Consider the following 21,546-nt stretch of genomic DNA (forward strand, 5'->3'; position numbering starts at 1 on the left):
CCCCACCACCCCAGGAGCCCACCATGTACGAACTCAGAAGCGTCACCAAGCGCTACTCCCGAGGCAAGGACACCGTCGACGCGCTCGCCGGTGTGGACCTCACCATCGCCGACGGGGACCGGCTCGTCATCCAGGGCCCTACCGGCGGTGGCAAGTCCACCCTGCTCCAGATGCTCGGCGCACTGGACAAGCCCACGGCGGGCGAAGTCGTCCTGGACGGCACCGACCTGGCCAAACTGTCGGAGGCCAGACTCACCAAGGTCCGCAGCGAGAACATCGGCTTCGTCTTCCAGTCCTTCAACCTCATCCCCACCCTCACCGCCCAGGAGAACGTGGAGACCGCCCTCGTACCCCTCGGTGTGAAGGCGAAGGAGCGGCGGGAGCGGGCGGCCGAGGCGCTCACCTCCGTCGGGCTCGGGGAGCGCCTGAGGCACCTGCCCTCCGAGTTGTCCGGCGGGCAGCAGCAGCGCGTCGCCATCGCCCGTGCCCTCGTCAAGCAGCCGAAGGTGCTCCTCGCCGACGAACCCACCGGCAACCTCGACGAGTCGATGCGCGACGAGATCATGGACGTACTCGAACGCATGTGGAAGGAGCTGGGGCTGACCTTCATCATGGTCACCCACGACTCCGCCATCGCGAAGAAGGCCCCCCGCCTCGCCACGATCCGCAAGGGCAGGATCACCGTGAAGGAGAACGCCGCCCCCTGACCGGGCGAGCGAGCGCGAGCAGCCTCAACTCCCCCTGAATCCGGCAGTCTTGTAACAGACTTTGCTGTCGGGGACTTGTCTATTGAGGTCGTGATCACCCCTCGGCATACTTCGAGCACCGGGGGGTGCACGTATACGCGTGCGAGTCTCCCCCCGCCCGGGTGAACGGGGAATTCACCCGGTCCTTCTGCAAGGGGGAAACTTGCGCAGACAAGTGAAAAAGGCATGCGCCGCCACGATCGCCACGGCGGCCGCGGTAGCGCTCGCGGCGGGCATGACCAGCCCGGCGTCGGCGGACGCGCAGCAGACGGCGAACGTCGCACAGGCCAACAAGGCACAGCTCTCGCCCCAGCACCGCATCACCCTGATCACCGGTGACCGCGTCGTCGTGGACGCCAAGGGCCGCGTCGTGGGCCTGGAGCCCGCCAAGGGCCGCGAGCACATACCGGTTCAGCTCCGCAAGGCCGACGGCCACACCTACGTGCTGCCGTCCGACGTCGTCCGCCTGGTGTCGAGTGGCAAGCTCGACCAGCGGCTTTTCGACATCACCGAGCTCAACAAGGCCGCCACCCGCAAGTCCCAGAGCAAGGGACTGAAGGTGATCGTCGGCTACAAGGGCGCGGCGAGCGCGGCCAAGAACGACGTCCGGGACGCGGGCACGCTCCGCCACTCCCTGACCTCCCTGAACGCCGACGCGGTGCAGACGCCGAAGGAGGACGCGCCCGAGCTGTGGGACGCGGTCACCAACGGCGACAAGACCGCCTCCGGTATCGCGCACGTCTGGCTCGACGGCGTCCGCAAGGCCAGCCTCGACAAGTCCGTGCCGCAGATCGGCGCGCCGACCGCCTGGGCCAAGGGCTACGACGGCAAGGGCGTCAAGATCGCCGTCCTGGACACCGGCGTCGACGCGACCCACCCGGACCTCAAGGACCAGGTGATCGCGGCCAAGAACTTCTCCACCTCCGCCGACGCGACCGACAAGTTCGGCCACGGCACCCACGTCGCCTCCATCGCGGCCGGTACCGGCGCGAAGTCGAACGGCAAGTACAAGGGTGTGGCGCCGGGCGCCAAGCTGCTCAACGGCAAGGTGCTCAGCGACGACGGCTACGGCGACGACTCGCAGATCCTGGCCGGCATGGAGTGGGCCGCCGAGCAGGGCGCCAACGTGGTCAACCTCAGCCTGGGCGGCGGCGACACCCCGGAGATCGACCCGTTGGAGGCGGAGGTCAACAAGCTCTCCGCCGAGAAGGGCATCCTCTTCGCCATCGCCGCCGGCAACTCGGGTCCGGAATCCGTCGGTTCGCCGGGCAGCGCGGACGCCGCGCTCACCGTCGGCGCCGTCGACGACAAGGACAAGCTGGCCGACTTCTCCAGCACCGGCCCACGCACCGGCGACGGTGCGATCAAGCCGGACGTCACCGCGCCCGGCGTCGACATCACCGCAGCCGCGGCCAAGGGCAGCCTCATCGACCAGGAGGTCGGCGAGAAGCCGCCCGGCTACCTCACCATCTCCGGTACGTCGATGGCGACCCCGCATGTCGCGGGCGCGGCGGCGATCCTCAAGCAGGAGCACCCGAACTGGGGCTACGCCGAGCTGAAGGGCGCCCTGACGGGCTCCGCCAAGGGCGGCAAGTACACCCCGTTCCAGCAGGGTTCGGGCCGCATCCAGGTCGACAAGGCCATCACGCAGTCCGTGATCGCCGACCCCGTCTCGGTGAGCTTCGGCAACCAGCAGTGGCCGCACACCGACGACAAGCCGGACACCAAGCAGGTGACGTACCGCAACCTCGGTACGAAGGACGTCACGCTGAAGCTGTCGTCGACGGCCATCAACCCGAAGGGCCAGGCCGCTCCGGCCGGCTTCTTCAAGCTGGGCGCCACCACGGTGACGGTCCCGGCGAACGGCGGCACGGCATCCGTCCCCCTCACCGTCAACACCAAGCTGGGCGGCACGCTCGACGGCGCCTACTCGGCGTATGTGACGGCGACGGGCGGCGGCCAGACCGTGCGTACGGCGGCGGCGGTGCAGCGGGAGGTCGAGTCCTACGACGTCACGCTGAACGTCCTCGACCGCGACGGCAAGCCGGCCAAGAACTACAGCGCGGACCTGTACGGCATCTCGGGCCTCGCCAACGGCAAGTGGTACTCGCCGTACGACGAGGACGGCTCGGCCACCGTGCGCGTGCCCAAGGGCGGTTACGTCCTCAACTCCGCGTACTTCGTGGACCCGGAGGACTTCAGCAAGGGCGCCGACTGGCTGGTCCAGCCGAAGCTGAACGTCACGAAGAACACGACGGTCACGCTGGACGCGCGCAAGGCCAAGCCGGTCGACATCACCGTGCCGGACACGGCCGCCAAGTCCGAGTTCGCCTCCCCCGGCTTCCAGATCGACACGCCCGACGGCGGTTACGGCTTCGGCTGGTTCCTGGACTCGTACGCGGGCTTCCGTACCGCGCACTTCGGTCCGCAGGTGACCGACGGCTCGCTCACCGAGCAGTTCGACGGCCACTGGAGCAAGGGCGCCACCGAGCAGTACGACACCGTCGCCGGCGGCAAGGTCAAGCAGTTCGCCACCGGTTACACCAAGCACTACAAGGCGAGCGAGCTGGCCAAGGTGAAGGTCGGCCTGGGCGCTGCCGCCAGCGGCAAGAAGGGCTCGATCAACGCCACGGGCTGGCTGCCCGGCTCCTTCTCCGCCTCCTCGATCGGTATCCAGCAGACCCTGCCGGGCACCCGCACCCTGCACCTGTCCACTCTCAGCGGTGTCAAGTGGGAGATGGACTTCGAGCAGTCCGGTGGCGTCGACCAGGACGGCTTCCCGGTCTCCGAGGCGTACTACACCCTCGGTGCCGCGCAGTCCTACAAGGGCGGCAAGTCGTACGGGAAGACCTTCAACACCGCGGTCTTCGGTCCGCATCTCAACGCCGACTTCGGTCTGTACCGCGACGGCAACGAGATCTTCGGCTTCCTCCCGCTGTTCGCGGACGGTCAGGGCCACGCCGGTTCCTCGGTGTTCACCTCGGTCAACACCACGCTGTACAAGAACGGCGTCAAGGTCGGCTCGAACGACGACCCGCTGTTCGGCGAGAAGACCTTCAAGGTCCCGGCCGGCCAGGCCAACTACAAGCTGACGACCTCGGTCAAGCGCAGTGTCAAGGTCGCGGCGGCCTCCACCCGGATCGACGCCAGCTGGACCTTCGCGTCCAAGAAGACGGGCAACCTCACCAAGCTGCCCGCCTCCACGGCCCGCTTCAACGCGGCCACGGGTCTGGACAGCAAGGTCGAGGCCGGCAAGACGGTCAAGATCCCGGTGACCGTCGAGGGCGCCGCCAAGGGCTCGAACCTGAAGTCCCTCGCGGTGTATGTGTCGTACGACTACGGCCAGACCTGGAAGAAGGTCACGGTCTCGGGCGGCAAGATCACCGTGAAGAACCCGGCGAAGGGGAAGGCCATCTCCTTCCACGCCAAGATCGCCGACAAGAAGGGCAACAAGTCGACGATCTCGATCTACAACGCGTACTACGGGAAGTGACCTGTAGCAGGCGGTAGGTGAAGGGCCCGTCGGAAGCACTGCTTCCGGCGGGCCTTCCGCGTACCGTCAGCCCGCCTTCAGCCCGCCGTCCAGGGCCGCAGCTTCTCCGGGTTGCGTACCGCCCAGATCCGGGTGACCCGGTCGTCCTCGACATCGAGGGCGAGGACCGCCTCGACGGTGTCGTCCACCTGGACCACCAGGCCCGGCCGGCCGTTGACCGTGCGTTCCAGGAGGGCCAGTTCGGGGGCGCCGGTGACGAGGCCGGCCAGGAAGCGGGCGATCGGCTCACCACCGTGCAGCGGCACGGGCAGGGCGGTGACGACGCCGCCGCCGTCGCTGGTCGCCACGGCGTTCGGGTCGAGGAGCCGGACGAGGGCGGCGATGTCCCTGGCCTGCCAGGCCTCCTTGAAATTCCTCACCACGCCCGCATGACGGGTCGGCGGGGCCACGGGGGGCCGCCCCTCGCGCACGCGCCGGCGGGCCGAGACCGCCAGTTGCCGGCAGGCCGCCGGGGTACGGCCCACGATCTCGGCCACGTCGGCGAACGGGTAGCGGAAGACGTCGTGCAGGACGAACGCCACCCGCTCGGCCGGAGTCATCGACTCCAGCAGCACGAGGAAGGCCATGCCGACCGACTCGTCGAGGGTGACCCGGTCGGCCGGATCCGCCGGGGTGCCGGCCCACTCCACGCTGTCCGGCAGCGGCTCCGGGAGCCACTCACCGACGTATCTCTCCCGCCGTGCCCGCGCCGAGCCGAGCACGTCCAGGCAGATGCGCCCGGCGACCGTGGTCAGCCAGCCGGCCGGCGACCTGATCGCCCGCTGCTGCTCGGGTGACATGGCGTACCAGCGGGCGTACGTCTCCTGCACGACGTCCTCGGCGTCCGCCAGGGACCCGAGGAGCCGGTACGCGAGATGGATCAGCCGACGCCGCTCACCCATGATCGCGCGCAGGGCCGGCTCGGACGGTGTGTTCATGGCGATTCCCTCCTTTGCCGGTACGACGGGACAGCGCCCCGGAATGTGACGTCCTCACATTCCACGCGGCCATCCCGTCCTACCGGTGAACAACCCGACGAGGGAGGAGCACCATGAGCGACCTGAGGACCATCGCCGACCGTGTCGAGATCCAGGCACTGCCGGGCGAGTTCACCGACGCGGGCATGATGCGGGACTACGACCGCCTGGCGGCCCTGTTCGCCGAGGACGGCGTGCTGCGGATACCCGCCGCCGACGTCGAGTTCACCGGCCCCGGGGAGATTCGCGAGGGGATCGAGCGGCTGCGGGGCGTGTGGGAGTACTTCGTGCAGACCGTGCATCCGGGAGTGGTCCGGGTCGAGGGCGACAGCGCGTACGGGCGGGCGTACATCGCGGAATTCGGGCGGATGCGCGACGGCAGCTCGCACGGCAACCACGCCCTGTACCACGACCGCTACCGGCGCACCCCGGACGGCTGGCGGTTCACCGAGCGCTCCTACGAGATCCGCTACCTCGACACCACCGCGCTCACGGGCGCCCCACCGGAGCCAGGACTGACCGTGCCCCTTCCCGCGTCCGGGCGGTGACGACCGTCGGTCTGCGCGGCGGCGACCTCCGACCCTGATCCGGCTCCCCGGAAGAGCAGCTTCCGGGGGCCGCCCGTGTTTGAGTGGCCGTATGACCACACAGACCGTCGAGTACATCCGCTACCGCATCCCGGAAGACCGCTCGGCGGAGTTCCTGTCCGCCTACACGCACGCCTCGGTGCAGCTGGCGGCGGCCCCGCAGTGTGTCGACTACGAACTGGCGCGCTGCGAGGAGGACTTCGAGCACTTCGTTCTGCGTATCACCTGGACCTCCACCGAGGACCACCTGGAGGGCTTCCGCAAGTCGGAGCTGTTCCCGGACTTCCTCGCCGAGATCCGGCCGTACATCGAGAACATCGAGGAGATGCGCCACTACACACCGACGACGGTCCGCGGCCGGGGCGCCGCCGTCCCCACCCTGTTCGCGTGGGCGGGCGGTGCGGAGGCCTTCGGCCGGCTCACCACGGTGTTCTACGAGAAGGTCCTGGCCGACGACCTCCTGGCCCCGGTGTTCGAGGGCCTGGCCCCCGAGCACGCCGAGCACGTCGCCCTGTGGCTCGCGGAGGTCTTCGGCGGGCCGACCGCCTACTCGGAGACCCAGGGCGGCCACGGACACATGGTCGCCAAACACCTGGGCCGCGACATCACCGAGCCGCAGCGCCGCCGCTGGGTGAACCTCATCCAGGACGCCGCCGACGAGGCCGGCCTGCCCACCGACCCGGAGTTCCGCTCGGCGTTCCTCGCCTACGTGGAGTGGGGCACCCGGCTCGCGGTCCACTTCTCCGGACCGGACGCCAAGCCGCCCGCGGAGCAGCCGGTGCCGCAGTGGAACTGGGGGGCGGCACCGCCGTACCAGGGCTGAGGGGCCGGGGTCAGGAGCGCGCGGACTCGCCCGCCCGGGTCGCGTCCGCGCCCCAGCTCGCCAGCAGCCGCAGCGCCTCCGCGGAGGGTGAGCCCGGTTCCGCGTGGTAGGTGATCAGGGCCTGCTCGGTGCCGTCGGACAGGGGAAACGACTCGAAGTTCAGGGTCAGTTCGCCGACCAGCGGGTGGCGGAGCTGCTTGACGCCGAAGTTCTTCTCCTTGACGTCGTGCGTGGCCCACAGACGCCTGAACTCCTCGCTCTTGACGGAGAGTTCACCCACGAGGGCGGACAGCTGCGGATCGTCCGGATGGCAGCCCGCGTCCATGCGCAGATAGCTGACCACGTCGGTCGCCTTCTGCTCCCACGGCACGAACAGCTCGCGGTACTCCGGCCGCAGGAACACCAGCCGGGCCCAGTTGCGCTCCTGCACCGGCAGCTCCGACCAGTCCCCGAAGACCGCCGCCGCCATCCGGTTCCAGGCCAGGATGTCCGAGCGCCGCCCCGAGACGTACGCCGGGACGTCCACCGAGTCCAGCAGCTGACGGATCGACCCGCGCACCTGCTCGGTCCGCGCGGTCGGCTTCTTCTTGTGCTGCTTGGGCTTCGCCAGATGCGTGAGGTGCGCGTGTTCGGCGTCGGTCAGCCGCAGCGCGCGGGCGATGGAGCCGAGGACCTCCGTCGAGACATTGCGCCCGTTGCCCTGCTCCAGGCGGGTGTAGTACGCCACGGAGACGCCCGCCAGCTGGGCCAGCTCCTCGCGGCGCAGTCCCGGCACCCTGCGGTGCCGCCCGAAGTCCGGCAGCCCCACGTCCTCCGGCTTCAGCCGGGCCCGCCGGGTGCGCAGAAACTCGCTGAGCTCGGCACGCCGGTCCAGTGAGCCGCTTCCGGGCAGTTCCTCGGCCGTGTCGGCCATGTCGTCCATGGCTTCAAGTATTCACGGTCGTACGCTCACCATCCTGTCCCCGCCAGTAGTAGGACCAGTGGACGTACGCAAAGCTGTGGCCTGGGTGGACCGTGATGCGTGGGGCACTCTGTACAGCGTGCCCGGACGGATGGACAGAAGGCAGCCGGGCACGAACCCCCTCGCTAGGAGAACCCCCGGCATGACCACTGTCGCCGCATACGCCGCCCCCGCCGCGAAGGCTCCCCTGGAGCGCACCACCATCGAGCGCCGGGCGGTCCGCGAACACGACGTCCTGATCGACATCAAGTTCGCCGGTATCTGCCACTCCGACATCCACCAGGCCCGTGAGGGCTGGGGCGAGGCCATCTTCCCGATGGTCCCGGGCCACGAGATCGCGGGCGTCGTCTCCGAGGTCGGCCCTGGCGTCACCAAGTACCAGGTCGGCGACCGTGTGGGCGTCGGCTGCATGGTCGACTCGTGCGGTGAGTGCGAGAACTGCAAGGCCGGCATCGAGCAGCACTGCACCCAGGGCAACGTCCCCACGTACAACGGCATCGGCAAGGACGGCGAGCCCACCTACGGCGGCTACTCCGAGAAGGTCGTCGTCGACGAGAACTACGTCGTCCGCATCCCCGAAGGCCTGGCCCTCGACGAGGCCGCGCCGCTGCTGTGCGCCGGCATCACCACCTACTCCCCGCTCAAGCAGTGGGGCGCGGGTCCCGGCAAGAAGGTCGCCGTGATCGGCCTGGGCGGCCTCGGCCACATGGGCGTCAAGATCGCGCACGCGCTGGGCGCCGAGGTGACCGTCCTCTCCCAGTCCCTGCGCAAGAAGGACGACGGCGTGAAGCTGGGCGCCGACCACTACTACGCGACCAGTGACGAGAACACCTTCAAGGAGCTGGCCGGCTCCTTCGACATCATCCTCTCCACGGTCTCGGCGCCTCTCGACTTCGGCGCCTACCTGAGCCTGCTCAAGACGGGCGGCGCGCTGGTCAACGTCGGCGCCCCCGAGGAGCCGATCGCTCTCAACCTCTTCTCCCTCATCGGCGGCAACAAGACCCTCGCCGGTTCGATGATCGGCGGCATCGCCGAGACCCAGGAGATGCTGGACTTCTGCGCGGAGCACAGCCTCGGCGCGGAGATCGAGCTGATCGCCGCGTCGGAGATCAACGAGGCGTACGAGCGAGTCGTCAACAGCGACGTCCGCTACCGCTTCGTGATCGACACGTCGACGATCTGACCCGCACGGTGTGAACGACGGTGTTAACGAAGGGCCCCGGTCTTGTGCCGGGGCCCTTCGGTGTGCGGTTGTTCGGTGGGGCGGCGGGGTCTTTCAGCGTGCGGCCGCCTGCTGGAACCCGTCGGCGTGCGGCCCTCCGTCCGCCCGGGGCACTTCAGCGTGCCGTTGTCCCACGGAACGTGGGAGAGGGCTTCCGCCGGAGTCAGGGTGCGCCCTCCGCCGGGGCGGATCAGTGCGCGACCCGGTCCTCCGCCGGGGCGGATCGGGCGTGCGGTCTTCCGCCGGGGTGGATCAGCGTGCGATTCCCGCCGCAGCGGGGGAGAGTCGGTGGTCCATCGGGGGTTCACTCCTGGTGGGAGAGGACGCGGACGCCCGTCAGTGGGTGGTCCTCCGTGAGGGCAGGCCGACGTGCGCCCCCCGGCGGCCGCCCGTCAGCGTACAGCCGTCCGTCTCCCCAGCAGCCACAGCAGGTACGGTCCCCCGACCAGCGAGGTCAGTGCGCCGACCGGGATCTCCAAGGGCGGCAGCAGGGTCCGGGCTAAGGCAAGCCTTACCTTAACTGTTCCCGGAGTATGGTCTGAACGAGGAGGTAGCGATGACCGTTCAGCTGAACCACACCATCGTCACCGCACGCGACAAGCACGCCTCGGCCCGCTTCCTCGCCGACATCCTGGGACTGAGGGTGGGCCCCCGCTACGGGCCCTTCGTCCCGGTGGAGATCCCCAACGGCGTGACCCTCGACTACCTGGACACGACCGACGAAATCACGCCGCAGCACTACGCGTTCCTCGTCTCCGAGGACGAGTTCGACACGATCCTCGCCCGGATCCGGAACGCGGGCCTGACGTACTGGGCGGACCCCTTCCACCACCGCCCCGGCGAGATCAACCACAACGACGGGGGCCGGGGCGCCTACTTCGACGATCCGGACGGCCACCGACTGGAAATCCTGACGCGGCCGTACGGCAGCGGGGGCTGACGTTTCCGGGCCAGGCCCCGGGCCACTGCCGTTGCCACAGCGCGGAGAGGTGCTCGGCGTCGACAGCGGGCGTCATCGGCACAGGTGGGCCGGGAGGCCGGCCTCGGCCGGGTGGGCCGGAACCGCGACTCCACTCGTTGGCGTGACGCACGAGTGGAGTCGCCGGAAAGGCCGGGCGTGGATCTGCCCTGCGCCGCGCCAGGGGTGCGCCCCCTAGCCGGTGGCGCACCCGCTGCCTGTTTGCCTTACGGAGTGCCGTTGGCCGCGAACGTCCACACCGCGCGGCTGCCGGGGCCGACCGTGAGGGTCGAGTGGCCGAGCCGCTCCACGTGCTGGTCCTTCACGGGCCGGTTGAGCGACATCTCCACCCGCTGGAAGCCCGCTTGTTCGCGCGGGACGGCGTCGAGCCGGATCGTGGTGCCGCCGCCCTGCGCGATGACGCCGCCGCCCGGCACGGTCTTGACGGCGAACCCGCCCGCCCGCAACAGCGGCACGGTGTCGGCGAGGTCGCCCTCGGTGACCGCGATGCGCACGGAGGTCACGTCACGCATCAGGTGGGTGCGGTAGTCGTCGGACAGGACGCGCTCCCGGCCGACGTCACCGGGGAAGCTCGCCGGCTCGGTGTTGCTGCGGGGATCGGCGAAGTACTCCGGCCGGTACTCCATCGCCCAGGCACCGAAGGCGTCGTACTCGGTGGTGGTGAGGATGGCGTCGAACCACGGCACGGGCACACCGTCACCCAGGTCCCGGGTCTGCAGGAACTCGATGGGGTCGGCGACCCCCTCGCTCTTCAGTCGTTCGGTGACCGTCGCCAGGTCGCCGTCCCGTTCGGTCGACAGGCCCAGCCCGGCGGAGCCGAGGGTGCCGTCCTGGCCGGCGATGTCACCGACTCCGAACAGTTCGAGATAGGTCTCGCGGCCCATCAGGTAGCGGCCGGTCCAGGTCTGTCCGCCGGTCCCGGTCGTGGTGCGGACCTGCAAGTTGGCGAAGTCCCTGAGGTAGTCGGAGTGTTCGATGGCGTCGGCGGTCTCCCGGTCGAAAACCCCGTAGGAATGGTTGTAGAACAACAGCTGCCGGTCGGACGAGGACGGGCTGTCCTCGGCCTGTGCCGTCCCCACAGCACCCCCCATCGCTCCGGCGAGGGCCACAGCGAGCACGACGATCATCCGTAATATCCGCGGAATCATCATGCGGGCGATCGTAGGTCGGGAAGGCGGCGGGCGCGGTTCTTTTCCAACAGGGCCGAAATGCTTGACAGATCCGGGGTTCGGCGAGGTGGTGGACGGGACCCCTCGTCAGGACGGGGCGGCGATACCGGTCTCCGGCTCGTCGCCGCCCGGATCCTGTGACGGCTCCTGGAGCTGCTCGCGCACGTAGTCCCAGATCACCGCGATCAGCGCGGAGACCGGTACCGCGAGCAGACTCCCCACGATTCCGGCGAGGTTGCCGCCCAACGTCACCGTCAGCAGGACCACCGCCGCGTGCAGGCCGAGCCCCCGGCTCTGGATCATGGGCTGGAACACATTGCCCTCGAGCTGCTGCACCACCACGATGATGGCCAGCACGATCAGCGCGTCCGTCAGACCGTTGGACACGAGCGCGATGAGAACCGCGACGAAACCGGCGAAGAAGGCACCGATGATCGGCACGAACGCGGAGACGAAGGTCAGCACCGCCAGCGGGAGCACCAGCGGTACCCCCAGGATCCACAGACCCAGGCCGATCAGGACGGCGTCGATCAGGCCGACGGCCGCCTGGGAACGCACGAAGGAGCCCAGCGTGTCCCAGCCGCGCGCGGCCACGGTCGGGACGTCGGTGGAGAGCCGGCCGGGCAGCTGACGGGCGAGCCACGGCAGGAACCGCGGGCCGTCCTTGAGGAAGAAGAACATCAAGAACAGCGCCAGCACGGCGGTGACCAGGCCGTTCACCACGGTGCTCACGCCCGTGACGACAGCGCCGACCATGCTGCCGAGACCGTCCTGCGCTCGGGAGACCGCGGAGTCGAAGGCCTTGTCGATCTGGGCGTCACCGATGTTCAACGGCGGCCCGGCGGCCCACTCGCGCACCTTCTGGACGCCGTCGACCACCCCGTCGGTCAACTGGCCGGACTGGGACGCCACCGGCACCGCGATCAGTGCCACGATCCCCGCGGCGACCAGCAGGAACAGCACGGTCACCGTCGACGCGGCCACAGCGGGCTTCCACCCGCGGCGCAGCAGGAAGCGGGTCGGCGGCCAGGTCAGCGTGGTCAGCAGCAGACCGATCACGAGCGGCCACACCACCGACCACATCCGGCCCAGCACCCACAGGCTCACCGCGAGCATCAGCAGTATGAGCAGCAGCTCCGCGGAGGCCCGCGCCGACGTGCGCAGCGCTGCGCGGGTTCTCGTAGAACTCAAGTTCGCAGTCACGGGGGCACCCTATGGGTACTCACGCCACACCGGCACCATGGCTGCGTCAGCGGCCGGCCGTGGAATCGCCCGGCACCCTCGCGCGTTGAGGGGGAGTGGGCAGGGGATGCCGGCGGTCGGCCGGCCGAGCGGCCCGAGCGAGCAGATATGGGAGGACAGCGATGGCTGCGCAGACACAGAGGGCCGTGCTGGCGGGCGGATGCTTCTGGGGCATGGAGGAACTGATCCGCCGGCTTCCGGGTGTCACGGCGACCCGGGTGGGATACACCGGCGGCGACGTGCCGAACGCCACGTACCGCAACCACGGCACGCACGCGGAGGCCATCGAGATCCTCTTCGACCCCGAGCAGACCGACTACCGCACGCTCCTGGAGTTCTTCTTCCAGATCCACGACCCGAGCACCAAGAACCGCCAGGGCAACGACATCGGCCTCAGCTACCGCTCGGCGATCTACTACGTGGACGACGAGCAGAAGCGGATCGCCGAGGACACGATCGCGGACGTCGACGCCTCCGGTCTGTGGCCGGGCAAGGTCGTCACCGAGGTGGAGCCGGTGGGCCCCTTCTGGGAGGCCGAGCCCGAGCACCAGGACTACCTCCAGCGCTACCCGGACGGTTACACCTGCCACTTCCCGCGGCCGGGATGGCGGCTGCCCGCCCGCGCGGAGGGCTGACCGCGAGGCGGGTCGGCGGCGCTGCTCCGCGGCCGAGACACCGTCACCGCGCTGTCACCGTGCCTCGCGCCGCCGAAGAAGATACGTCGCGGTCAGCGCGACGGCACGGTCCCCGTCGTACGACAGCTCCACGAGGGCGCGTACGGCCGTAGCGCCCGGGATGTCCGCCAGCGCCTGGGTCAGCCGGGCGCGGGCGGGCGCCTCGGTGGCCTCGTGGGAGAGGCGGTCGACGAGCCCGGTGGCGATCCGGTCCGCGGTCGCGGTGTCGCTCGCCAGCACACTCAACGCGTCGGCCGCGTCGGTGTCGTTCGGCCCCGCCACGATCATGTCGATGAGCGCGGGAACGGCATCGGCCACGCCGCGTGTCCCGAGTGCCAGTGCCGCCTGGCCGCGGACCAGGGCGTCGGGGTCCGCGAGAGCCTCACGCAGCCCGGCGGTGGACTCCTCGCCGGGAATCTCGGCCAGGGACCGGGCGGCACGGTCCCGTACCGCGGCCGACGGTGAGCCGAGGCCCTCCACCAGCAGTGCCGTGCCGCCGTCGCCGGATCGTGCCAGCGCCCATCGAAGGGCTCCGGCGACGTTCGGATCGCTCTCCCCGAGAACCGCCTCGACCAGGGCCTCCACCGGCACGCGGATCTCGTCGACCGAGGACAGGGCGGCACGCTGACGGGCGGCGGCGCTCTTCGACCCCAGCGCCCGAAGCATCACGACGACCTGGAGTACGTCCTCCCAGCCCGCGGGTTCCGCGGCATCGATCCGGCGCAGCCGCGTGAGCAACTCGGTCTCGGCGGCGATGCGTTCGCGCGTCTGACGGATGAGGTCGTCGACGAGCGCCGAGGGGGCGAAGCCGGGATCGTCGAGTGCGCGCCCGATCTCGCGCAGCGACAGTCCCAGCGACCTGAGGCTCTCGATGTGGAAGATCCGGCGGATGTCGTCGCCGGAGTACTCCCGGTAGCCGGAACCCGTACGACCCGAAGGGCGCAGCAGGCCGAGCGACTCGTAGTGCCTGAGCATGCGGGCACTGACCCGGGACCGTCGCGCCACCTCACCGATCAACACGCCCTGTCATCCCTTCTCGCCGTCCCCGCCGAGGGCCACTGCGCGCTTCGCCTCCTCGATCGCGAACTCGAACCCGGCATCAGGGTCGCGCAGCAGCCGTTCCGTGGCGAACGCGTGCGTGCGCACACGCCGGTCGGAGGCCGTCGCCGCCGCACGCAGAACCGGCAGCACGACCTCACCCAGCGCGACCAGCGCCCTGCTGAGACTCAGCTGCGTCTCCCGCTCGCCACGGCCCAACTGCGTCGCCAGTACGGCGGCCAAAGCGGACTTCTCGCCTTCCGGCACCAGCACGACCGCGGTCCGCCAGGCACTGCGCGCCACCTCGTCGTCGCCGTCGGACAGGAGCGCCCTCGTGATCGCCGGCCACGCCCGCCGGTCCCCGATCTTCGACAGCGTGTGCAACGCCTGGCTCCGCGCCTGTGCCCGCTGCGAGCCGACTTCGCGCAGGAGCGCGGGGAGCGTCACGGACACGGGGTGGCGGGTGAGGGCCCAGGTGAGCATGTCCCGGACGAAGAACTCGGGCTCGACCGCGCACCGCTCGACGAGCGTGTCGACGAACCGCGGATCCGGCGCCGTCCCGACCGCCAGCGCCGCCCGCAGCCGCACGGACGAACGAGGGTCCTCCAGCCCCTGGACCGCCCGCACCGCTTCCTGCCCCTGCTCCGTCATGGCCACCGAGACCACCTCCTCGACAAGCAGTGAAGGCCTTGTCACGGTGTCAAGGTCAATGGCGTAGGTGGGTCAGAAGTTCGTCCTCGACGGGATGATAGGGGCGTTCCTCGGGCAGCAGCCGGGTGGCGGAATCCAACTCGCCGCGTTTGACCATGGCGTGGATGTCGTGGGCGAGTGGGGTCACGTCGCGGATGGCGATCGTCCACTCGTCCGCATAGCGCCGTGAGGCCTCGCCGGAGAGGCCCAGTTGCAGGGAACGGTACGGCCGGGGCTGGAGCTGCAGATCTCGCTCCGGGTCCCACTGCACGCGAGCCGGCGCGCGCTTCAACTGACGCTGCCAGGTGGCCCGGTCGGGATGTGTGCCGCGAACGTAGCCCGACAGGCACGCGTTGGTCAGCGCCCACTCGAACCCGGCACGGCTGATCTCGACCGCGAGAACGGTCTCCTGCCCCTCCTTGGTGCCCCAGCCGCAGCGGTACATCATCCACAGGAACGACGGTTTGATCCACGTCATCCTGTCGCGCTTCCATGCGGCGGGGAAACGACCCTCCTGGACGGCGGGCAGGCCGATTTCCGGGGAGTACGCCTGGTAGACGGTGATCGTGGATTCCGAGTAGGCCGCACGGATCCTGTGTTGCGGTTCTTCCATGGCGTACAGCGTGGAGTCGGCCGGTCCACTCGGCCACTGATTTACGACTCAGCCTTGGCCACACCGATCGGGCAAGAGACACCCGTCCCGCCGATCCCGCAGTAGCCCCCCGGATTCTTGTCCAGGTACTGCTGGTGGTAGCCCTCCGCCGGATAGAAGGGTCGGCCCGCCGCGGGGAGGATCTCCGTGGCGATCGTGCGGTGGTGGCCCGAGGCTGTGAGGGCCCGCTGGTAGGCGGCGCGGGAGGCCTCGGCCGCCGCTGCCTGTTCGGGGGTGTGGGTGTGGATCGCCGAGCGGTACTGGGTGCCGACGTCGTTGCCCTGGCGGAAGCCCTGGGTGGGGTCGTGGGACTCCCAGAAGGTCTTGAGGAGGCGCTCGTACGAGATGAGGGCGGGGTCGAAGACCACGCGGACCGCCTCGGTGTGGCCGGTGAGGCCCGAGCAGACCTCCTCGTACATGGGGTTCTCGGTGTGGCCGCCCTGGTAGCCGACCAGCGTCGTCCACACTCCCACCGGGAGCTTCCAGAACGTGCGCTCGGCGCCCCAGAAGCAGCCCAGGCCGAAGTCGGCGATCCCGTAGCCCTCGGGGTAGGGGCCGAGCAGTGGGGTGCCGAGGACGGTGTGGCGGTCGGGGACCGTGTACGCCGGCTCGGAGCGGCCCTGCAGCGCCTGCTCGCGGGTGGGCAGGACGGGCGTACGGCCGAACAGCATGGCGTGGGCTCCTTCGTCGGTGCGCGTCACACAGGGGTGTCCGCACCGGGAACGTTTCCGTGCCGGGCGGCATTCCGACAAGCCCGGCGTCGGTCCGAAGGCGTCGCGCCCGCCGGATCACCCCGGTACCGCCACGGCGGCGCGGTCACTGCGTCAGCGTCGCCGGACTCCCGCCGTTCGCCTCGTACCCCGCCACCGCCAGCGCCCGGTATATCGCGAACTCCGCGGCCGGGTCGGCGGACAGGGTCCAGGGCAGGGCGCCGACGTGGCCGTCGATGTGGACCAGTTGGTTCATGGCCTCCGCCCAGCGTTCGCCGCGCACCAGGAAGAAGACCAGCAGGTGGCGGACATGGGCCAGCATCGGGTCGTCGGCGCGGGCGGAGTGGACGGCGTGCAGCGCGCCGTGGATCGCCTTGGTCACGACCTCGCTCTGGTAGAAACCGCTGACCAGATTGACCTCGGGCAGGTGCTCGAAGACCGCGAACAACGGCATCGCGGCGAGCAGCGAGCCGTGCGGGGCGCGGGCGGCCGCCGCCTCCGCGAAGCTGTACGCCAGCTCCCGCGAGCCGTGCCACTTCTCGCACCAGTAGTGCAGCGCGGCCAGATGCGCCCCCATGTGGGTCGGCGCGCGGTCCAGGATCTTCAGCCACAGCTGCTCGAACTCGGCCCGGGAGTAGCCCAGTCCGCGCGCGACGGAGAGCTCGACGATGTACGGGACCGGATCGCCGGGAGCGAGCAGCGCCGCCTCGCCGCAGGCCGCCTTCGCCTCCTCCATGATGATCCGGAAGTCGTCCGTGCCCGGGGTCGAGGTCCGCCACGCCTGCTGCACCAGGAACTCCGCGTGCACGGCCGCGCCGCCCGCGTCCTTGGGCTGCTCGGCCCGCCACACCCGCAGCCACTGCCCGCCCGGCGCCTCGCTGACCCCGCCCGGCCGCTGCCGCAGCTCCAGCGAGGCGGCCCCGGCGAAGGCCTGCACGCGCTGCCAGCGCAGCTCGCCCTCCCGCTCGGTGCCCGCCAGGAGCTGTGCGGCGGCCTTGTAGTCCTGCGTGCGCTGCACCAGGTCCAGGACGTCCAGCAGATCCTGGTCGGGGCCGGGCATGCGGATGTCCAGCTCCTCCTGCCGTACGAAGCCGTAGTCCGCCGGGTCCGCGGCGTCCGGGTGGCCGGCCGGGACCTGCTCGATCCCGCCCCGCCCGCGCCGCAGGAACGGAAGCAGCACGAAGCCCAGCAGGACCGCCGCCATCAGGACCCAGAGAATCTCCATGCCCCAAGAGTTCCAGACGCCGCCGACAATTGCCCAACCCGGTCGGTGCCCTGTGGAAAACTCCACGGACCGGCCCGGACGCCCTGTGGAAAACTCTCCGTGAGCAGGCCGGGCGCCTGGGGAAAACCCTGCCGTACGGCTGTGCCGAGCCCGCCGTCCGTCATCGGTGCTCCGGGCGGACTACCCTCGGAGCCCATGAGCGACAGGCACATCAGTCAGCACTTCGAGACCCTCGCGATCCACGCGGGCAACACCGCGGACCCCCTCACCGGCGCGGTGGTCCCGCCGATCTACCAGGTCTCGACCTACAAGCAGGACGGCGTGGGCGGTCTGCGCGGCGGCTACGAGTACAGCCGCAGCGCCAACCCGACCCGTACCGCCCTGGAGGAGAACCTCGCCGCCCTCGAAGGCGGCCGCCGGGGCCTCGCGTTCGCGTCCGGACTGGCGGCCGAGGACTGCCTGCTGCGTACGCTGCTCAGCCCCGGCGACCACGTGGTCATCCCCAACGACGCGTACGGCGGCACGTTCCGCCTCTTCGCGAAGGTCGTCGCCCGCTGGGGCGTCGAGTGGTCGGTCGCCGACACCAGCGACCCGGCCGCCGTACGGGCCGCGATCACCCCGAAGACCAAGGCCGTGTGGGTGGAGACCCCCTCCAACCCGCTGCTCGGCATCACCGACATCGCCGCCGTCGCCCAGGTCTCCCGGGACGCGGGCGCCAAGCTCGTCGTCGACAACACCTTCGCGACGCCCTACCTCCAGCAGCCGCTGGCGCTCGGCGCCGATGTCGTCGTGCACTCCCTGACCAAGTACATGGGCGGTCACTCCGACGTCGTGGGCGGCGCGCTGGTCTGCGCCGACGAGACGCTCGGCGAGGAGCTGGCGTACCACCAGAACGCGATGGGCGCGGTCGCCGGGCCCTTCGACTCCTGGCTGGTGCTGCGCGGCGCCAAGACGCTGTCGGTGCGCATGGACCGGCACAGCGACAACGCCACAAAGGTCGCCGACATGCTGACCCGGCACGCGCGCGTGACGCAGGTGCTCTACCCGGGCCTGGAGGAACACCCCGGCCACGAGGTCGCGGCCAAGCAGATGCGGTCCTTCGGCGGCATGGTCTCCTTCCGGGTCGAGGGCGGCGAGGAGGCGGCCGTCGAGGTCTGCAACCGCGCCAGGATCTTCACGCTGGGAGAGTCCCTGGGCGGCGTCGAGTCGCTGATCGAGCACCCCGGCCGGATGACGCACGCGTCCGTGGCGGGCTCGGCCCTCGAGGTGCCCGCCGACCTCGTACGCCTCTCGGTGGGCATCGAGAACGTCGACGACCTGCTGGACGACCTCCAGCAGGCGCTGGCCAAGTAGGCCCGTCTCACCAGCCCGTCATCGGTGGAGTCGTCGTGGACGGCGGCTCCACCCAGGGGCGCGCGGTCAGCGCCCACACCACGAAGGCCACACTGGCGGCGAGCAGCAGCAGCCACATGATCCGGCGCGCCGCGGACCTGCGCCGCAGCATGCGTGATCCCCGCCGCACGGCGTCCCCGCACAGATCCGCCGGCACCTGTGGCGCCCCGCGCTCCATGAGCTGCCGCACGGCGGCCTCGCGCTGGGTCCGGTTCACGGGCACCTCCCGGGCCAGGACGTCCGCCTCATGACGCCGCCACCTTCGCCCCCACCACCGCCGGTGCGGGCCCACGCGGTGGGTGCAGCAGGGTCGCCGTCGCCCGGTCGCAGATCGTGCGGATGCGTTCCGCCGGCAGGCCGAGCAGGGCCGCCGCCTGTTCCTCGGCCACACCCTCGTAGAGGCGCAGCACCAGGACCAGCCGCTCCTGGGGAGCCAGCCGGGACAACGGGCTGGACGGGTGCGTGCGGCTGCCGAGCAGAACGCCGTGGCGGCGCCACGCCCCGTGTGCGAAGCGCAGGGCGAGATACTGGCGGGCCCGGTCGTAGGGATCCTCGCCGCGCAGCCGGTCCCAGCACGCGTACGTGTGGGCGAGCGCCAGCGTCAGCAGACGTCGCGCGCGCGGGTTGTCGTGCGGCGACTCCGCCGTCAGGAGCGTCGCGGTGTGCAGCAGCCGCCCGGCCGCGCCCGCCACGAACGCCTCGAACTCCCGGGCCCGCCGCGTGCTCTGGACCACCTGCCGTTGCCGCACCGCACCTCCCCGCCTGACCCGGTCTCGAAGGACCCGGTCTCATATGAGGCCCGGCGCGGCCGTCCGGTCAAGAGGCGGGGCGCTCCACACGCGCGTGCGTGCCTCACGCGTGTCTAAGAGGACTGCGCCTCCGGTCCCGGAACGCCCTGGGCCGCCATCCGGGAGGACAGCGCGGTGTTGAAGCGCGTGAGGAGCGTGCAGAACGCCTCGCGCTCCTCCGGCGCCCAGTCGTGTGTCAGCTCGGCCATCAACTGACGCCGGGAGGAGCGCACTTCCTCCAGCCGGGACTGCCCGCGCGGGGACAGCTGGAGAACCACCGCGCGTCCGTCCTCGGGGTGCGAGGTGCGCTTGACCAGGCCGGTGTCGACGAGCGGCGCCACCTGCCGGGTGACCGTCGACGAGTCGATGCCCATGCTGGCCGCGAGCGCCTTGACGCCCATCGGACCTTCCTTGTCGAGCCGGTTGAGCAGCAGGTACGCGGCGCGGTCCATGGAGTTGCGCACCTGCCCCACCCCGCCGAGCCGGGTCTGTTCGGCACGACGGGCGAAGACCGCCACCTCGTGCTGCAGGGTGTCGAGAAGACCGGTGTCACCGACGGTCGTCATGTCCATCGACATTCCAGGTGTTGTGGGCATGGCCGGAGGCTCACTTCATGAAGGGGCAGCTGAATTGGGGGACAGAGTACGCGGCCGGGAGGCAGGCCGTACCAGCGCTGCGCAAACCCGTCTCGGACGTTGGTCACAGCGCGAACAGGCGCGTGTGAACTGCGAGACTTGAGTCATGAACTACCGCAAGGCCCACCCCGTGCCGCCGGTGACGCTCGACGACGTGCGCGGCGCGCAGAAGATGCTGTCGGGCGTGGCGCGGACGACCGCGATGGAGGGCAGCCGCCATCTGAGCCGGCTGGTGGGCGCGCCGGTGCACTTCAAGTGCGAGAACCTCCAGCGGACGGGGTCGTTCAAACTCCGCGGCGCCTACGTCCGGATCGCCGGACTGCTGCCCGAGGAGCGGGCCGCGGGCGTCGTGGCCGCGAGCGCCGGGAACCACGCGCAGGGCGTCGCGCTGGCGTCCACGCTGCTCGGTGTGAGCTCCACAGTGTTCATGCCCAAGGGCGCCCCGCTGCCGAAGATCAGCGCCACCCGGCACTACGGCGCCGAGGTGCGCCTGCACGGCCAGGTGGTCGACGAGACCATGGCCGCCGCGCAGGAGTACGCGGCCGAGACGGGCGCGGTGTTCATCCACCCCTTCGACCACCCGGACGTCATCGCCGGGCAGGGCACGGTCGGCCTGGAGATCCTGGAGCAGTGCCCGGAGGTGCGCACGATCGTCCTCGGGATCGGCGGCGGCGGACTCGCGGCCGGGGTCGCGATCGCGGTGAAGGCGCTCAGGCCCGACGTGCGGATCGTGGGCGTGCAGGCGGCGGGCGCAGCGGCGTATCCGCCCTCACTGGCGGCCGGGCACCCGGTGTCGATCGAGAACCCGGCGACGATGGCCGACGGCATGAAGGTGGGGCGGCCCGGGGACGTGCCGTTCGGGATCGTGGGCGAACTCGTGGACGAGGTCCGCACGGTGACCGAGGACGAGCTGTCCGCCGCGCTGCTGCTGTGTCTGGAGCGGGCCAAGCTGGTCGTCGAGCCCGCCGGGGCGAGCCCGGTCGCCGCCCTGCTGAGCGATCCCGGCGCCTTCGAGGGGCCGGTCGTCGCCGTGCTGTCCGGCGGCAACGTCGACCCGGTGCTGCTCCAGCGGGTCCTGCGGCACGGCATGTCCGCGCAGGGCCGCTACCTGGCCGTCCGGCTGCGGCTGACGGACCGGCCCGGAGCCCTCGCGACGCTTCTCGGGGTGTTGTCAGTGGTCGACGCTAATGTCCTGGACGTGAGCCACGTCCGGACCGATCCACGGCTCGGGCTCGCGGAGGCGGAGGTCGAGCTGCACCTGGAGACGAAGGGCCCCGAGCACTGCGCCGAGGTCGGCCGAGCCCTGCGCGAGTCGGGCTACACGGTCATCGACTGAGGTCGTTGACCGAGGCCATCGACTGAGGTCGGGACCCCTTCACCCCCCTTCAGGACACCCGATTCACTCTTTCGGGCAAGTCCATTGAGAGACGCGATACATCGCGTTATGGTGTGTCTCGTGCGACCGCTCACACCGCCCGCGGAAGAAAAAGAACGGGCGCAGGAA

General features: G+C 70.4%; 21 protein-coding genes and 1 pseudogene. 9 read left to right on the plus strand and 13 right to left on the minus strand.

What is annotated here, in order from left to right:
* The first annotated feature begins 23 nt into the window (after window positions 1-23).
* Window positions 24-707: an ABC transporter ATP-binding protein gene (locus tag ACZ39I_RS12785; protein ID WP_467244523.1), complete on the plus strand. Its 684-nt coding sequence runs from the start codon at window positions 24-26 to the stop codon at window positions 705-707.
* A gap of 214 nt (window positions 708-921) precedes the next feature.
* Entirely contained in the window at window positions 922-4,239 is a 3,318-nt protein-coding gene (locus ACZ39I_RS12790) for a S8 family peptidase (RefSeq protein WP_467245102.1), read from the plus strand.
* Between the two features lie 77 nt (window positions 4,240-4,316).
* Here ACZ39I_RS12790 and sigJ read toward each other — a convergent pair whose 3' ends face one another.
* On the minus strand, window positions 4,317-5,216 hold the full coding sequence (gene sigJ, locus ACZ39I_RS12795) for an RNA polymerase sigma factor SigJ (protein WP_467244524.1): 900 nt from the start codon (window positions 5,214-5,216) through the stop codon (window positions 4,317-4,319).
* Between the two features lie 113 nt (window positions 5,217-5,329).
* Between sigJ and ACZ39I_RS12800 the strand changes: the two genes are divergently transcribed.
* The gene (locus ACZ39I_RS12800) at window positions 5,330-5,803 is read left to right on the plus strand and encodes a nuclear transport factor 2 family protein (RefSeq protein WP_467244525.1); all 474 of its coding nucleotides are present in this window, start codon (window positions 5,330-5,332) and stop codon (window positions 5,801-5,803) included.
* 91 nt (window positions 5,804-5,894) lie between these two features.
* Window positions 5,895-6,665: a group II truncated hemoglobin gene (locus ACZ39I_RS12805; protein ID WP_403659631.1), complete on the plus strand. Its 771-nt coding sequence runs from the start codon at window positions 5,895-5,897 to the stop codon at window positions 6,663-6,665.
* A gap of 10 nt (window positions 6,666-6,675) precedes the next feature.
* Here the strand turns inward: ACZ39I_RS12805 and ACZ39I_RS12810 are convergent, their stop codons facing one another.
* A complete protein-coding gene (locus tag ACZ39I_RS12810; RefSeq protein ID WP_467245103.1) occupies window positions 6,676-7,578 on the minus strand; it encodes a helix-turn-helix domain-containing protein in 903 nt (300 codons plus the stop codon).
* Window positions 7,579-7,768: 190 nt separating this feature from the next.
* Here ACZ39I_RS12810 and ACZ39I_RS12815 point away from each other — a divergent pair, with 190 nt between their 5' ends.
* Window positions 7,769-8,809 carry an NAD(P)-dependent alcohol dehydrogenase gene (locus tag ACZ39I_RS12815; RefSeq protein WP_467244526.1) on the plus strand — a complete coding sequence of 347 codons (1,041 nt, stop codon included), beginning with the start codon at window positions 7,769-7,771 and terminating at the stop codon, window positions 8,807-8,809.
* A 431-nt stretch (window positions 8,810-9,240) separates the two neighbouring features.
* On the opposite strand, the pseudogene ACZ39I_RS12820 reads toward ACZ39I_RS12815, so the two are convergent.
* A pseudogene (locus tag ACZ39I_RS12820) lies at window positions 9,241-9,348 on the minus strand (iron chelate uptake ABC transporter family permease subunit); the annotation flags it as partial.
* Window positions 9,349-9,404: 56 nt separating this feature from the next.
* Between ACZ39I_RS12820 and ACZ39I_RS12825 the strand changes: the two are divergent.
* The gene (locus ACZ39I_RS12825) at window positions 9,405-9,788 is read left to right on the plus strand and encodes a VOC family protein (RefSeq protein ID WP_467244527.1); all 384 of its coding nucleotides are present in this window, start codon (window positions 9,405-9,407) and stop codon (window positions 9,786-9,788) included.
* Window positions 9,789-10,033: 245 nt separating this feature from the next.
* Here the strand turns inward: ACZ39I_RS12825 and ACZ39I_RS12830 are convergent, their stop codons facing one another.
* Both ACZ39I_RS12830 and ACZ39I_RS12835 read right to left on the minus strand, forming a co-directional pair.
* A complete protein-coding gene (locus tag ACZ39I_RS12830) occupies window positions 10,034-10,954 on the minus strand; it encodes a DUF5829 family protein (protein WP_467245104.1) in 921 nt (306 codons plus the stop codon).
* Between the two features lie 129 nt (window positions 10,955-11,083).
* Window positions 11,084-12,187, minus strand: coding sequence for an AI-2E family transporter (locus ACZ39I_RS12835; RefSeq protein ID WP_467244528.1), 1,104 nt, complete (start codon window positions 12,185-12,187; stop codon window positions 11,084-11,086).
* A gap of 173 nt (window positions 12,188-12,360) precedes the next feature.
* On the opposite strand from ACZ39I_RS12835, the gene msrA (ACZ39I_RS12840) reads away from it, so the two are divergent.
* The gene (gene msrA / locus ACZ39I_RS12840) at window positions 12,361-12,873 is read left to right on the plus strand and encodes a peptide-methionine (S)-S-oxide reductase MsrA (protein ID WP_007384349.1); all 513 of its coding nucleotides are present in this window, start codon (window positions 12,361-12,363) and stop codon (window positions 12,871-12,873) included.
* A 54-nt stretch (window positions 12,874-12,927) separates the two neighbouring features.
* Here msrA (ACZ39I_RS12840) and ACZ39I_RS12845 read toward each other — a convergent pair whose 3' ends face one another.
* The 5 genes from ACZ39I_RS12845 to ACZ39I_RS12865 form a co-directional block, all read right to left on the minus strand.
* Complete coding sequence (locus tag ACZ39I_RS12845) at window positions 12,928-13,932, minus strand: MerR family transcriptional regulator (protein ID WP_467244529.1); 1,005 nt, start codon at window positions 13,930-13,932, stop codon at window positions 12,928-12,930.
* A 6-nt stretch (window positions 13,933-13,938) separates the two neighbouring features.
* The gene (locus ACZ39I_RS12850; protein WP_467245105.1) at window positions 13,939-14,601 is read right to left on the minus strand and encodes a HEAT repeat domain-containing protein; all 663 of its coding nucleotides are present in this window, start codon (window positions 14,599-14,601) and stop codon (window positions 13,939-13,941) included.
* A gap of 55 nt (window positions 14,602-14,656) precedes the next feature.
* On the minus strand, window positions 14,657-15,253 hold the full coding sequence (locus tag ACZ39I_RS12855; RefSeq protein ID WP_467244530.1) for a DUF4291 domain-containing protein: 597 nt from the start codon (window positions 15,251-15,253) through the stop codon (window positions 14,657-14,659).
* A 41-nt stretch (window positions 15,254-15,294) separates the two neighbouring features.
* Window positions 15,295-15,963, minus strand: a complete 669-nt coding sequence (msrA, locus tag ACZ39I_RS12860; RefSeq protein WP_467245106.1) for a peptide-methionine (S)-S-oxide reductase MsrA — start codon at window positions 15,961-15,963, stop codon at window positions 15,295-15,297.
* 145 nt (window positions 15,964-16,108) lie between these two features.
* Window positions 16,109-17,227, minus strand: a complete 1,119-nt coding sequence (locus ACZ39I_RS12865; RefSeq protein WP_467244531.1) for a hypothetical protein — start codon at window positions 17,225-17,227, stop codon at window positions 16,109-16,111.
* Window positions 17,228-17,422: 195 nt separating this feature from the next.
* On the opposite strand from ACZ39I_RS12865, the gene ACZ39I_RS12870 reads away from it, so the two are divergent.
* Window positions 17,423-18,580 carry a cystathionine gamma-synthase gene (locus ACZ39I_RS12870; RefSeq protein WP_467244532.1) on the plus strand — a complete coding sequence of 386 codons (1,158 nt, stop codon included), beginning with the start codon at window positions 17,423-17,425 and terminating at the stop codon, window positions 18,578-18,580.
* Between the two features lie 7 nt (window positions 18,581-18,587).
* Here the strand turns inward: ACZ39I_RS12870 and ACZ39I_RS12875 are convergent, their stop codons facing one another.
* From ACZ39I_RS12875 to ACZ39I_RS12885, 3 genes are all read right to left on the minus strand, one after another.
* Window positions 18,588-18,836 (minus strand): hypothetical protein, encoded by a 249-nt coding sequence (locus ACZ39I_RS12875; RefSeq protein ID WP_467244533.1) that lies wholly within the window; start codon window positions 18,834-18,836, stop codon window positions 18,588-18,590.
* A gap of 28 nt (window positions 18,837-18,864) precedes the next feature.
* Window positions 18,865-19,368, minus strand: a complete 504-nt coding sequence (locus tag ACZ39I_RS12880; protein ID WP_467244534.1) for a sigma factor-like helix-turn-helix DNA-binding protein — start codon at window positions 19,366-19,368, stop codon at window positions 18,865-18,867.
* 113 nt (window positions 19,369-19,481) lie between these two features.
* Complete coding sequence (locus tag ACZ39I_RS12885) at window positions 19,482-19,985, minus strand: MarR family winged helix-turn-helix transcriptional regulator (protein WP_209440215.1); 504 nt, start codon at window positions 19,983-19,985, stop codon at window positions 19,482-19,484.
* Window positions 19,986-20,148: 163 nt separating this feature from the next.
* Here ACZ39I_RS12885 and ilvA point away from each other — a divergent pair, with 163 nt between their 5' ends.
* On the plus strand, window positions 20,149-21,378 hold the full coding sequence (gene ilvA / locus ACZ39I_RS12890; protein ID WP_467244535.1) for a threonine ammonia-lyase: 1,230 nt from the start codon (window positions 20,149-20,151) through the stop codon (window positions 21,376-21,378).
* The last annotated feature ends 168 nt before the right edge of the window (window positions 21,379-21,546 follow it).

Source organism: Streptomyces sp. NPDC024687 (assembly GCF_055559055.1).